We start from the raw sequence: 13,408 nt of genomic DNA, 5'->3' as shown, positions 1-13,408 counted from the left end.
CCCCCACCCGACAACCCAGGACAACGAAGAACCGGCGACACAACGCCGGAAAACCCGCACGCCCACACCACAACCCCACCAAACACAACCCCACATGAAAGATCCAGGCTCAGGGAGCAGTAGAAGGGCTCGCGCCGCGCACAACGGTTCTTTCGTGATCCACGACGGCGGCCGGGCCGCGTCACGAAGGGCCTGGCGACCAATGTCCCCGCTCCCAGCGAATTCGACGTGATCTGCGCCGCCGACCATAGCCAGATGTCGAGGGCTGATCGTCGGGTGCGAATTCTTGTCGGTGGTCGGGTCTACCTTGGATGTATCAGTTGGACCGGTCAACCAGGCCGGGCGGCAACGACTTTGGGGGAGTCACTGTGGGGGCATGGACGGATCTGCCGGGCGAGTTCCTCGCCGGGGTCGATCCTGCCCGCCCGGCCGAAGCCGACACCGCCACCCATATGCAGCGCCTGGGGTCGATCCGCGCGGGCGAGTCATATCTGGCGTGGTGCCGCTACCAGACGATCCTGGTGCTCTGCGATCGGCTGTTGACCACTGTCGGCAACAGTTACGTCTCCGACGGTTTCGGTGACATCGTCGCCCGGGTCTCGCGCGAGGCCGGGATCACCCGCTACCGGGCGGGGATGCTGGTCGACGAGGCGCTGTGTCTGCGTGACCGGTTGCCGCGGGTGTTGGAGACGTTGCGCGACGGTGTCATCGGGCCGCACCAGATCCGGGAGATCATCGGACGCACGCACTTGGTGTCCGATGATCACCTTCTCGACCCCGACGACCCCGCCAGCCGCCGGATCATCGAGGTGCTCGACGAATCGATCGCCGACCTGCTGCGCTCCCGGTCCGGGTCGTGGTCGACGTCCGGTTTGCGCGACATGATCGACCGCCTGGTCTTCGGCCACGACGCCGACGCCGTCCGGGAACGGCGCCGCGAAGCGCTCGACAAACGCGGGGTGTGGACCGAGAACCACGGTGACGGCACCGGTGAGATCACCGCGGTCATGGCCGCCGAGAACATCCGAGCTTCCAACGCCTCGGTACGGGAGTTGGCCGCATCCGTCTGCGACCGGGATGGCCGCACCCTCGGGGAACGTAAGTCCGACGCCATGTACGCGTTGCTCACCCGAACAGCGTTCACGTGTGCGTGCGGTCAGTCCGACTGCACCACAACACCAGTCGATCCTGCCGGTGCGGCGGCGAGTACCGAGATCGTGATTCACGTGGTCACCGACGCCGACACCCTGGCCGGGGGGTCCGGACCCGGCTGGGTCGACGGGCACGGAGTCATCTCCGACGAGCATGTGCGCGACCTTGCCGCCCGGCCCGACGCGACGATCAGGCCGGTCACCCCGGTCCGCACACCACCGTCGCAGGTCGTCGCCGGCGGCCCAGCCGCGACCGGCGAGGGCGGATACGACGACGACACCACGCGTACGGCGAACATCGCCGCGCCACAGCAGGCTACAGATGACGCCGACACCAACACCAACACCGACGCCGGCGGCGCGGGTGACGCGTCGACGCCCCCGACTTCGGCCTCATCGTCGGCGGAGCCGGTGTCGTCGGAGGTCGTGGTGGTCTACCCGGCTGCCCTGCCTGGTGACCCGTATCGTCCGACAAGTGCGTGCGCGGAGTTCGTGCGGGTGCGCGACGGCTACTGCACCGAGCCGGGTTGCACGCGTTCGGCATTCACCGCCGATGTCGATCACGTCGCCGAGTACGACCACGCCCGGCCGGCACGCGGGGGTGCGACCTCGAGTGAGAACCTCAACGCCAAATGCCGTCCCGGTCATCTGCACAAGACCCACGGTGACTGGACCGATGTGCAGTACCGCGACGACGAGGGCCGCCTGGTCACCGAATACGTCACGCCCGAGGGCTTTGTGATCCCCGGCGAGGCCGAAACCCTCGAAGACCTCTTCCCCAACCTGCGTCGCATCCGGTTCGAACAAGCCGCGAAAGCCCCACCGACACCGCGGATCATCGTGCCCGAACGGCAAGGCAGACAACAGCAAGGCCGACCACCGCGCACGATCACCGAACGCACCGCCGCCAAACACGCGAAGCGGCGAGAAGAACGTGCCCGCAACAACAAACAGCGCGAAGCTAACCGCCGCGCCCGGAACGAGGCAGCCCACCATCAAGCGACAACCCACGACGACGAGCCCCCGCCATTCTGACCCGGCGCTCGGCGTGGCCTGTGGCGGCTAACTCCGCGGGTACCCGTTCGTGTCCGCCGGAGCGTCTTCGTGTCCATTGCCGCCCGACCCCTTCGGCGGACGGGTGAGGCGTTTGGGAAGTCGTTCGGCGAGACCGCCGAGCGGTGCGACCGTCTGGTTGAGCAGGTCGACGGTCTCGGCGAGCTCGTGGACCGTTTCCTGCATGGCGAGCAGGTTGGGTCCGAGCTGCCCGATGACCTCGGTGAGCTCGGAGATCCGGTCCAGCGGCCCGCCCGGTGCGATCGCACGCTCGACCGCGCCGTTCTCGCCCAGGAGCTGATCGAGCAGGCCGTCGTCCTCGGCGAGCCGGTCCAGGATGCCTCCCGCGGCGGTCACCTTCTCGAGCACACCGTCGGGCGCGGTCAACTTGTCGACGATGCCGCCCTCGGAGGTGAGGCGCTCGAGGATGCCCTCGTTCTCGGTGAACTGGTCGACCACGCCACCCGGCCGGGTCAACCGGTCCAGCGGTCCACCCTTCGCGGTGAGGCGCACCAGGATGCCTCGTTCCTCGGCGACCTGGTCGAGGAGTCCGCCCTCGGCGGTGAGCTTGTCGAGCGGACCGTTCGGGGCGGTGAGCCGGTCGACGACACCCCCGGGATCGAGCAGTCGCTCCAGCGGACCGCCGTTGGCCAGGATCCTGCCGAACGGCCGCTCGGGGCCGAGTAGTTCGGACAGCTGGTTGAGGAGAGCGAGCGGCGTCCGGAGTGATCCGAGCTCGTCGGCGTCGACGCCCACTGCCAGTGCGATCTCGTTCTGCACGCTCCCAGCCGTGATACGGGCGATGGCGACTGCGGACTCGGCTGCACTGAGCACCACCCCGGTGACCGCGAAACCGAGTCGGAACGGCATCTCGACGAGCGCACGGCCCGCGTCCGCCGTGGCCACCGGTCTACGGTCGACGCGGCGACGGTCGGGTGGCGGCCGATCCGGAAGGGACTCCATGCTTTCCGACCCTAGGCCAACCGACCGGCGTTCGGGGCGAGGGTTCGGTGATTTCGAAGGGCGGTGTCGCTACCGCGCACCGGTCGCCGGTGCCTCTGCCGCCTTGGCGGCCTTCGCCGCCTTCTTGAAGTCGCGGACCTTCTGCAGCGAATCCGGGCCGGTCACGTCGGCCACCGACCGGAACCCCTTCTTGCTGTAGTCGCCGGCGACCTTGGTCCAGCCCGACGGCTTGACGTCGAGCTGCTTGGCGACGAGCGCGACGAAGATCTTTGCCTTCTGGTCGCCGAACCCGGGCAGGGCGCGCAATCGCTTCATCAGGTCCGCGCCGTCGGCGGCCTCGGTCCAGATGCGTGCGGCGTCGCCGCCGTACTCCTCGGCGACGACTTTCGCGAGCGCCTGGACCCGGCCGGCCATCGACCGACCGTAGCGGTGGATGGCCGGGGGAGTGGCACACAGGTCGGCGAACGCCTCGGGGTCGGCGTCGGCGATCTCGACCGGATCCATCGTGCCGAACCGGTCACGGATCTTGGCCGGCCCGGCGAAGGCCCGTTCCATCGGGAACTGCTGGTCGAGGAGCATTCCCGTGAGGAGGGCGAACGAATCGTTCGACAGGAGTTCGTCGGCCGCGGGTTCCTGCGCGATCTGGATCTTCGGCATGGGGTCGATTCTGGCAGACGGCACCCGCGTGCGGCTCTAGACTGCCCCCATGATGAGCGGGGAGAACACGGTCGGCTTCGAGAACGGCAGACGTCGGCGGGGACGCGTCGGAGTGGGAACGGTCGCGACGGTGGCCGGCGCCGTGCTGGCGCTGGCCGTGTCGCTGTTCGGTACTGGAGCCGCCGGGGCCGCACCGGCAGACGACGGGGCGAACTACGTCACCACCCTGCGGTGCGACAGCGTCAACCCGTGGCCGGCAGGCACGGTCAAGGTCCGCGTGGACGTGTTCAACCAGATCCGGCACCCCGCGGACGGACTACCCGGACCCGTCATCGCGCTCATCGGCACCGACCGTGCCCGAGCAGTGGCCCTCGAATACACCTACGAGGTGTCGGTGTCGTGGCGGAACCTGCGGACCGGACGTACCGGCGTCACCACTGTTCCGGGCCGCGGGTACACCATCAAATGGCAGGTCGACATCCATCCGGGCAGCGGTCCCGTCGCCTTCACGATCCGCCAGAAGATCGGTGCGCTGGCCTTCTTACCGATGACCAATCCGAAGTACTCGACCTGCTCGGGCCGCGCGGTCGCCTGACTCACCGGTCGGCGAGTCCGCCGATCAGCAGGTACTGCGCGGTGAAATAGCTTGCGAGCACCCAGGCCTCGCCGGCCACCCGGAGTCGAGGGTCGGTGACCAGGTGTCGTCGATTGATGATCGCGAGGTCGGAGAGCAGGAAGAACCACCCGCCCGCCCGCAAGCGCGGTTGCGGCGTCGGCACGTCCGCCGCCAGCGCCGACATCGTCGCGAGCGTGTTGCCGTACGTCCCCAGAACCGGCAGCAGGGCAGGGCGGTGTCGGCTCAGCACCGTCGCCGACTCGGCGAGAACGCCCACCCGCGGCGCGACGGACCGAACCGTCGGTCGTGCGCCGGCACGCCACATCGCGACCGCGTAGCTCAACTGTGCGCCCGCGAAAGACGTTGCACCCCTGCGGAGAAAACGATCCTTCGTGGCCGGGTCGTCGTGTTCGAATTCCTCCTGCAACATGAACCGGTCGCCGAGCGCGGAGAACCCGACGACGGACGCCAGGGCGACGGTGTCGGCGACCGGGCGGCGTCGTGCTCCGGCGGCCACCCGCGCCGCGAGAAGCGCGATCGGCAGCGGTTTGGTGATCGCGGCGCTGCGTCGATCACCGGCCGACCCGGCGATCGTCGCTGCCGCGGCAGTGGCCGCATAGGCGATCCGGAACGTTCGGTTCACCGCAGGACGCGGGCGACGAACGCGCGGATGTCGTTGTCGGAGAACCGCTTCGACTGGGCACCGTCGAGCGTCAGATAGGTACGCGCCGACACCTTTCTGTCGCCGACCCGGGCGTCGTTGAGGTACTTGAGGGTGAGCGGTACGACGACGGAGGTGTCCTGCAGGGTCTGCGTCATCAGGACCGGACGCTCGAAGCCGCGAGTGGGCAGCTCGGTCGCCTTGGTCAGCAGGGCGGTGAGTTCGGTGTTCCCTGACAGCGGTTTGGTGAACAGCGAGCCGATGGCGAGACCGTCCACCTCACGCGCGAACTCGGTGACACACGACGCGGCGGCCTTGGTCAGCCATTTCTTGCCGGTGTCGGTGAGGTAGGCGTCGAGATCGAGGTCGGACTGCGCGTTGCGGATCGCGCTCAGCGTGTACAGCGCGTCGGCGGCCAGCCCGGACGGCATCGCCGCGGACGACGGCCCGAGATTGGCCACGAGCGAACCGAACTGGGCGGGAATCGAACTCGCCGCGGCACCCTTGAAGTCGAGCTTGCCGCCCTGGATGGTCGGGGCCAGTCGGGCCAGCGTGATCGCGGCCGCGGCTCCCTGGCCCTCGCCGACCACTGCCCACGAGCGCGACAGGTTGTCGGCGATGTCCCGAGAGGCGCGCACCGCGTCGACGATGTTGCGGGCAGTGGCCTCGAGATCGTAGTACTGCGGCGTGCCGGGGGTCCCGACGCCCGCGTAATCGGTACTGACGACGGCATATCCACGACCGAGCCATCGCTTGAGCTCGTCGGTGTCCTCGGCGGTGGGCCGCGACGACGGTGCGCACCGGTCGGCGATGCCGCGCGAACCGTGGGCCCAGGCGACGATCGGCCAACCGCCGGCCGGCGCCCGCCCGCCCGGCACCATCAACACGCCCGAGGACAGATGGGCCTTGCCGTCGGCGCCGGTGCTCCAGTACGTGAAGTCGTTTCCGGACCCGGCGCCCGCTACCGTACGTGCCCGGGGGAGTTCGCGATTGGCGTAGACGGCGCCCGGCGTCTGTCCCGGACCTCGCGTGTCGACGGTGCCCGCATTGTCGTCGGCGGGCGCGCTGTTGTCCGTCGACGACGGTTCTGCCGACGGCTCGGCCACGCCTGGCGTCGATGTTCCCGGAGTAGGTTCGGCCGCGGCCGTCGCCGTCATGCCGACGGCGGCCGGGGCCACGACGATCGTTAGCGCGACTGCGGCCGCGAGGGCGCGTGCGAGGTGGGCACTCCGTGGTTTCGAAGTGTTGCCGTGGGGGTTCATGTGTCGTCAGTTCGTTCTGTGAGGCGTGACCGGATGCGAAAAGCGTTGTGCGTCAAGCATTGACGATGCCGACGGCAGGTAGGAACCAGCAGTTCTGGGTACCGTTGCTGGCGTTGCCGAAGACTGCCGACAGGATGGTGCCGCTGCCGGTCTTCACCGGTGCCAGCCGGACCCCGGACAGCAGGGGCAGCGCCGTCAGCGCGGTGCGGTCGGTGATCGGGTCGAGATCGGCGAAGCCGCCCTGGAGCGTGCTGGTGTTGAACCAGGCGACCTGCATTGTGCCGCCGCTACCGGCCGTCGGCGAGGCGGGCACGAAAGCGTATGCGGTCTCGCCCTTCTCGACGAGGTTGAGCTTCTCGGGCAGCTTCACGCCGGGGATCATGTCGAGCAGCGGCTTGAGCTGGGTCAGGGGGTCGGTCTTCATGGGCCAAGGACCCGCCACGGCGCCTGCTCCGGCGGTGACGAGTCCGAGCGGGTTGTCGGCGGTGGGGGCGGTACAGAACGGCGACACCGACGGGGTGAGCGTCTGGATGCCGAGCGTGCGCAACAGGGCGATGGGGTCGGTCGGGGCCGCGACCGGAGTGGCGGCCGACGCGGGTGCGCCTTCGGCGGCCGCGGGGAGCGGGAGAGCTCCCGCACGCCCGGCGATGTCCTCGACCGAGAGTTGTCCGGCGCTCCCCATGATCGTCTGGGCGGCCTGCACGGCGATCTGGTCGACACCCGCGGCCTTGAGCAGCCGGACCGCCCCGGCCAGCTCGGCGTCGAACGGGATCGACAGCGCGCCGAGCAGGTTGGCGGGGATGAGTGGCTCGGCCGCCGCCGGTGCCGAGGTGGCGGTGAGGGTGGCCGCCGCGATCGCCACACCCATGAGACAGGCGCCGCAGCGCTGGATCGCGCGGCTGCGAGTGACGCGACGCGGAGCGTCGGAACGCGTGAACCGAGACGTGAGGGACATGGCTCTCCTTGGGGCAACCGGCTGTGACGGCCGAGCACCCGCCACGTGTGGCGGGTGTGACAGATGGGACTCGAGTTACAAGAGACCACGAAGACTCGGAACCCGGCAAGTCGCGAGTCCGACCTGTGACATGGGCGCGATCCGCGAGAGACCGAAACCGCGGCGAACTGCGGGTTCAGTGCCCTTGAGCACGGCCTCGGACCGCCGCACAGAGGCCGACCACCGCCGGCACGCTCAGCTCGCGCCGCCGATTCCCTTGCCGATCAACACGACTCCGATGACCAGGATCAGCACCGCCATCACCGTCGCGTTGTTCGCCTGCAGCCACGACTTGAGGCGGTCGAGTGGTTCGCGCAGGCGGGCCGCGGCGAGCTGGTAGCCCACGACCGGGACCACGACCGAGGTCGAGGCCAGGAGTGCGAAGATCGCCACCGCGATCACGTCCTGCGGCATCGACAGCGCGCCCGAGGCGATCGAGACACCCGCCGCCGCGCAGAGAACGAGATTCTTCGGATTGATCGCCGCCAGCGCGAACGCGATACCCGTGGCGGTCACCGGACGCATCTCGTCGATGGCCGACATCCACTTCGGCGTCGCGGACTCCGCGTGCCGGGAACGCCACTGACGCAACCCGACGACGAGCAGAACGACACCGAGCGCGATCTTCATCCAACCGGTGCTCGACGACGATCCGTCGAGGTCGACGGCGCTTCCGAGGGCCACGAAGACGGCCACCGCGACGACGATGCCGACAAGCCAGCCGATCGCGAAACCGATACTCGTCGTGCGCGCATGGCGTCCCAGGAGCATGAGGATCGCCGCGATGATCGGGATCGGCGACACCGCGACACCCACCGCAAGGGGTAGTAACTCACCGAGCACGGGTCCCATCGAGAACTCCTCACGACATGGTGCCGACAGATGACGTTTGTACGCCATGAGAGTGGCGAATGTCGGACTGTTTGCGTGACGGACGGTCTTGATATGTCTTGCATGCCATTTCGCGTTCTGTTCGGCCGATGTTCACGTGATCTGCCGCGCCTTCCGATAGTGGCGCCCTGAGCGCAGGTCCTCTCACGACGAAGGCACCCCGTCTGCGAGCCGGGGTGCCTTCGTCGTGAGAGGAGAAAGAGATCAGATGATCGCGAGCCCGATCACCGGGACGATGGTGCAGGAGACGACCTTGCCCTTCGTCTTCGTGGTGACGTTGCCGTGGATCGCCGAGATGACGCGGCCCTTGCCGGTTCGCGAGATACCGGTGAAAGTGCCGGGGCCTTCCTTTACGTTGATCTTCGGGTTGCGCTTGAGCGTCGTGGTACCCGTGCGACCGGTGTCGACGTTGAACCAGCTGACCGTGAGCGGCGCGGCCTTGTTGTCGATCGCCGGACCCGTGCCGAGCGAGGTGTAGACGTAACCGCTCTCGCCGCGCTTGGGGCCGGGGGCAGGTGCCTCCTGCGGTCCGGCGGTGACCAGGGCGCGACCGAGCGAACCGCCGCCGGGGATGCAGCCGAGGCCGAAGGTCGGGTAGAGGAATTCCTGGATCTTCGGGGCATTCGGGCCCTGCGGGATCTCGGGATCGCCGGGCTTGGGCTCGGCGGCGAGCTGACGCGCGGCCTGCTTGCGGCCGGGTTCGCCGAGGAAGTCGGCGATCGAGCGCCAGATCTTGCTGACCTCAGCCGGCATACCGGGGGTGTCGGCGAACGACTGGGCCTGGCGGAGCAGGTCGACCGAGACCTTGCCGTCGGGTCCGGGCGTCGCCACGGAGCCGATGATCGCGGGAGCGAACGCGCCGAGCGAGTCCAGCACGCGCTGGTCGACCTTCGGGGCCGGGGCGGCCTGCGCGGCCATCGGCATCGCGAGTGAGGTCGCCGCCGCGAGCGCCGACACGGCGACGAGGAGTCGACGGGTCCGGAGTCGACGCGGGGCATGGCCGGATCGCAACCTCAGTGGCCGGGAGAAACGCACTGGTGTGTCCTAACGGTCGTGGCGCCGACGATCAGTCGATCAGCGCCTCGCGGGTCGTGTCATCCGCCCGGGTGTCGGGTAGCGGACAGTCCATCCTCTCACCCGGGTCGTCGCGGGTCATTCTAAGCCCCCCGCGGGTTCCACTGTCCAGACCGCCGGTCTGTTACGGGTGGGGTTGTTGTGGTAATTGATGCAATTGTTATCGAAGTGACGTCGGGGCGGTTGAATCGAACGGACAGGCGGCAACCTGGTTGGATGAGGAGAATCGGGGATCGGGGACGGTCGAACAGGAGTCTGAAGTGACAGAGCTGCGCGCTGACGCGTCGGGTCGCCCACGCGGGAGGTCGCGACTGACGCGCCTGGTGGTCGGTGCCGTCGCGGTCGTACTGGCAGCGACGACGGCCAGTGCCTGCGCCGACGACTCGTCGTCGGGCGGCGAGGTCACGCTGCTCACCCACGATTCCTTCGAACTGCCGGAGTCGGTCATCGACGAGTTCCGTCAGGAGACCGGGCTGACCCTGAAGATCGTGAAGTCCGGGGACGCCGGGCAATTGGCGTCGACGGTGTCACTGACGCCGGGTGCGCCCAAGGGAGACGCGGTCTTCGGCATCGACAACACCTTCGCCTCGCGTCCGATCGACGCCGGCGCCCTGGAGTCCTATGAGTCACCCGCCGCGGCCGACGGTGCCGCCGATTTCGCGGTGCCCGGCGCGGAGGGGCAGCTCACGGCCGTCGACCGCGGGGATGTGTGCCTCAACATCGACGACGGCTGGTTCGAATCCAGGTCTCTGACCCCGCCGGCGAGCTTCCGCGACCTGACCCGCCCGGAATTCGCCTCGCTCACCGCGGTGACCGACCCGGCGACCTCCTCGCCGGGCACGGCGTTCCTGCTCACCACCGTCGGTGCGCTCGGAAACGGCTGGCAGGACTACTGGAGGCAGGTCGTCGGCGGCGGCGCGACCATCGTCTCGGGCTGGGAGGTCGCCTACAACCAGCTTTTCACCGCCGGAGAGGGCCGTGGCGACAAACCCATCGTGCTGTCCTACGCCTCGTCGCCGGCGGCGACGCCCGGGACGAGCGCGCTGCTCGACAGCTGCTTCCCGCAGGTGGAGTACATCGGCATCCTGAAGGGCACCCGGAACTCGACCGGCGCCCGCAGGCTCGTCGATTTCATGCTGAGTCCCACTGTGCAGAAAGAACTCCCGAACTCGATGTACGTCTACCCGGTGCAGCGCGACACCCCGCTGCCCGAGGGATGGCCGGCGCGCGCGGAGGTGCCCACCTGGATGTCGTCGTTGCCGCCCGCCACGATCGCGGAGAACCGCGAGATGTGGCTCGACCAGTGGCGTGCCGCGGTCGGCCGGTGACGACTCGGTGACCCCGGCCGGGACAGTGGTGACCCGGGTGGCCCGGGCCGCCGGACCGGTTGCGCTGTGGGTGGTCCCGGCGCTGTTCGTCGTGGTGCTGTTCGCCTGGCCGGTGATCGCGCTCGTCCGGCGCGCCGTCACGATCGCCCGTGACTCCGGGGTGGGCCTGATCGAACTGCTCGACCGCACCGACGCCCTGGGGCTTCTGGGCGTCACCCTGGGCCAGGCGGCCGCCTCGACGGTCCTGGCGCTCGTCGCCGCCGCACCCATCGCGTGGTTGTTCGCCCGGGTCCGCGGGACCACCGCGGTCGTGCTCGCCGTCGTGGTGACCGTGCCATTCGTGCTGCCGACGGTCGTCGTCGGTGTCGCCTTCCGTTCTCTGCTGTCCGGCCCATTGGCGTTCCTGCACATCGAATCCGGGCTGCCGGCCGTGCTCGCGGCGCACATGTTCATCAACATCGCCGTCGTCGTCCGCGTCGTCGGCGCGGCCTGGCGCAACCTCGACCCGCGGCTGCTCGAGGCGGCACGGTCGCTCGGGGCGGGCCGGATTCGGGCGACCATGACCGTGGTCGTGCCGCGCCTGGTGCCCGCCACGGCGTCGGCGGCCGCGCTGATCTTCCTGTTCTGTTCCACCAGTTTCGGCGTCGTGATCATTCTCGGCGCCGGGGAGCTGCGGACCCTGGAGACCGAGATCTACACGCAGGCCATCGGATACTTCCGGATTCCCGAGGCGGTCGCGCTGTCGATGCTGCAGATCGTGGTGGTCATGGCGGCGCTGCTGCTGACGCGGGTGTTCGCCGATCCGGCGAGCCGCGGATCGGGTGGCGGCGCCCGGCGGGCCGAACGGAATCGCAGGGTCGCCGGCGGCCGCTGGACGCGGCCGGTGGTCTGGGTGGTGGGGGCGTGGACAGCAGTCCTCCTCGTCGGACCGGTCCTGGTGCTGATGGTGCGGTCGGTCCGACCGGTCGCCCGCGGCGACTGGACCCTCGCCGGCTACCGCGCACTGGCCGAACCCGTCAACGGGGTGACACCCCTGGAGAGCCTGCGCTATTCGCTGGTGACCGCCACCGCGGCGACCGCCATCGCCCTGGTGGTCGGGACGCTCGCCGCCGTCGCGCTGCATCGCGCGCACGGAGTCGTCGGGGCGATCGGCTCGGCCGTCTCGCTCATCCCGCTCGGGATCAGTGCTGTCACACTCGGATTCGGCTACCTCATCGTGTTGGCGTCGTTGCCGTACGAGATCGCCGCATCGCCCGCGGTCATCCCACTGGTCCAGGCCCTCATCGCGATTCCGGTGGTCATCCGCATCATGATGCCCGCACTCGAGTCGGTGCCGGTCCGGTTGCGGCATGCCGCGGCGACGTTGGGCGCCACGCCGTTTCGCGTGTTCGCGACCGTCGACCTGCCGATCGTCGGAAGGTCGATGGGGGCTGCCGGTGGGTTCGCCTTCGTCATGGCCCTGGGCGAGTTCGGCGCGACGAGCTTCCTCGCCCGCGCGGACGCGACCACCCTTCCGGTACTCATCGGGTCCGCCCTGAACCGCCCAGGCGCCGAGAACTTGGCCACCGCCATGGCCGCCTCGGTGGTCCTCGTCATCGCGACGGTCGTCGCAGTCGTCGTGGTCGAGGCGTTCCGCCCCCGCTCGGAGGTGCCGCTGCTGTGACCACGCAGAGTTCATTGGAGATCTCCGACCTCACGGTCGCGTACGGCGGCGAGACCGTCATCGACGGTCTGTCGTGGCGGCTCGGGGGAGAAGGGTCACTGGTAACCGCGATCCTGGGCCCGTCGGGGTGCGGCAAGTCGACCCTGATCCGGACGATCGCCGGACTCGAGTCGCCGGTCGGTGGAACGGTGCGGTTCGGCGGAGTCGACCTCGCCGGCGTCGAGGTCCATCGGCGGGACTTCGGGGTCGTCTTCCAGGACGGGCAACTTTTCGGCGGGCGCAGTGTCGCGTCGAACGTCGCGTACGGGCTGAAGGTGCGGCGCTGGTCGCGTCGCGCCATCGCCGATCGCGTCGCCGAGATGCTCGACGTCGTCGGACTCACCGGCTACGACAAGCGTCTCGTGGAAACCCTGTCGGGCGGCCAGGCCCAACGGGTCGCGCTCGCGCGTGCCATGGCCCCGCGTCCGCGTCTGCTGTTGCTCGACGAGCCGCTCGCCGCGCTCGACCGGCGGTTGAGAGACGAATTGGCCGTGGAGATCTCGGAGATCGTGCGAGCGGCCGGCGTGCCGACGATGGTGGTGACCCACGACCACGCCGAGGCGGCCACCATGGCCGACGAGATCGCGGTCATGCGGGACGGGGTGATGATCCAGACCGACGTTCCGGCGGCGCTGTGGCGACACCCGGTCGACGAGTGGACCGCGCGTTTCCTCGGCGCCACGACCGTCGTCGATGCGCAGGTCCGGTCGGGTGTTGCCGACACCGTGCTCGGCGAGATGCCACTCGACCTCCCCGACGGCAGTCGCAGGCTCGGTCTGCGGCCCGAGTCGGTCTCGATCGGCCCGGCGTCGCCGGGGGCGGACGAGGACACGGCAGCGACAGCGACCGTCGTGCTCGTCGCCGAACTCCCGGCCGGCCCGCGCGTGCGCATCGACACCCCGGTCGGCGAGATCGATGCGGTCACCGATGCCTTCGTCGCGATCGGTGACCGGATGCGGGTGCGTCTGGTGCCGGAACGGGTCGCGGTGATCGGGTCGTGACACCGCGTGGGCCGGCGAGGAGGTTGTCGTGCCGGTGACACGACGAGACGTGCTG

At 69.2% G+C, this 13,408-nt stretch carries 12 protein-coding genes; 5 read left to right on the top strand and 7 right to left on the bottom strand.

Translation table 11 applies throughout. The features are described from left to right. Nucleotides 1-368 precede the first annotated feature (368 nt). Complete coding sequence (locus FFS52_RS05195; protein WP_137809048.1) at nucleotides 369-2,186, top strand: HNH endonuclease signature motif containing protein; 1,818 nt, start codon at nucleotides 369-371, stop codon at nucleotides 2,184-2,186. A 27-nt stretch (nucleotides 2,187-2,213) separates the two neighbouring features. On the opposite strand, the gene FFS52_RS05190 is transcribed toward FFS52_RS05195, so the two are convergent. Further along, nucleotides 2,214-3,074 (bottom strand): hypothetical protein, encoded by an 861-nt coding sequence (locus FFS52_RS05190; protein ID WP_223258932.1) that lies wholly within the window; start codon nucleotides 3,072-3,074, stop codon nucleotides 2,214-2,216. Between the two features lie 162 nt (nucleotides 3,075-3,236). Then, complete coding sequence (locus tag FFS52_RS05185) at nucleotides 3,237-3,824, bottom strand: HhH-GPD-type base excision DNA repair protein (RefSeq protein WP_065632624.1); 588 nt, start codon at nucleotides 3,822-3,824, stop codon at nucleotides 3,237-3,239. A 49-nt stretch (nucleotides 3,825-3,873) separates the two neighbouring features. Here FFS52_RS05185 and FFS52_RS05180 point away from each other — a divergent pair, with 49 nt between their 5' ends. Further along, the gene (locus FFS52_RS05180; protein WP_083207512.1) at nucleotides 3,874-4,419 is read left to right on the top strand and encodes a hypothetical protein; all 546 of its coding nucleotides are present in this window, start codon (nucleotides 3,874-3,876) and stop codon (nucleotides 4,417-4,419) included. 1 nt (nucleotide 4,420) lies between these two features. Here FFS52_RS05180 and FFS52_RS05175 read toward each other — a convergent pair whose 3' ends face one another. From FFS52_RS05175 to FFS52_RS05155, 5 genes are all read right to left on the bottom strand, one after another. Then, the gene (locus FFS52_RS05175) at nucleotides 4,421-5,083 is read right to left on the bottom strand and encodes a lysoplasmalogenase family protein (RefSeq protein WP_065632625.1); all 663 of its coding nucleotides are present in this window, start codon (nucleotides 5,081-5,083) and stop codon (nucleotides 4,421-4,423) included. After that, nucleotides 5,080-6,363: a lipase family protein gene (locus FFS52_RS05170; RefSeq protein WP_068971191.1), complete on the bottom strand. Its 1,284-nt coding sequence runs from the start codon at nucleotides 6,361-6,363 to the stop codon at nucleotides 5,080-5,082. Before FFS52_RS05170 ends, FFS52_RS05175 begins: the two co-directional genes overlap by 4 nt. 52 nt (nucleotides 6,364-6,415) lie before the next feature. Continuing rightward, entirely contained in the window at nucleotides 6,416-7,318 is a 903-nt protein-coding gene (locus FFS52_RS05165) for a hypothetical protein (protein WP_068971190.1), read from the bottom strand. Nucleotides 7,319-7,552: 234 nt separating this feature from the next. After that, a complete protein-coding gene (locus tag FFS52_RS05160; protein ID WP_068971193.1) occupies nucleotides 7,553-8,209 on the bottom strand; it encodes a GAP family protein in 657 nt (218 codons plus the stop codon). Between the two features lie 243 nt (nucleotides 8,210-8,452). Next, nucleotides 8,453-9,283: a hypothetical protein gene (locus FFS52_RS05155; protein WP_058252518.1), complete on the bottom strand. Its 831-nt coding sequence runs from the start codon at nucleotides 9,281-9,283 to the stop codon at nucleotides 8,453-8,455. A 299-nt stretch (nucleotides 9,284-9,582) separates the two neighbouring features. Between FFS52_RS05155 and FFS52_RS05150 the strand changes: the two genes are divergently transcribed. From FFS52_RS05150 to FFS52_RS05140, 3 genes are read left to right on the top strand one after another with little or no spacing between them, the layout of a single operon-like run. Next, complete coding sequence (locus FFS52_RS05150) at nucleotides 9,583-10,650, top strand: thiamine ABC transporter substrate-binding protein (protein ID WP_137809047.1); 1,068 nt, start codon at nucleotides 9,583-9,585, stop codon at nucleotides 10,648-10,650. Between the two features lie 7 nt (nucleotides 10,651-10,657). Beyond that, entirely contained in the window at nucleotides 10,658-12,313 is a 1,656-nt protein-coding gene (locus FFS52_RS05145; protein WP_137809070.1) for an ABC transporter permease subunit, read from the top strand. Continuing rightward, nucleotides 12,310-13,353 (top strand): ABC transporter ATP-binding protein, encoded by a 1,044-nt coding sequence (locus FFS52_RS05140; RefSeq protein ID WP_137809046.1) that lies wholly within the window; start codon nucleotides 12,310-12,312, stop codon nucleotides 13,351-13,353. The genes FFS52_RS05145 and FFS52_RS05140 overlap by 4 nt, the downstream gene beginning before the upstream one ends. Nucleotides 13,354-13,408: the final 55 nt, after the last annotated feature.

The sequence above is a fragment of the Gordonia sp. ALPHA1B1 genome, assembly GCF_005502615.1.
GTDB classification, from domain to species: domain Bacteria; phylum Actinomycetota; class Actinomycetes; order Mycobacteriales; family Mycobacteriaceae; genus Gordonia; species Gordonia hongkongensis.
This window is presented reverse-complemented; position numbering and strand designations above follow the sequence as displayed.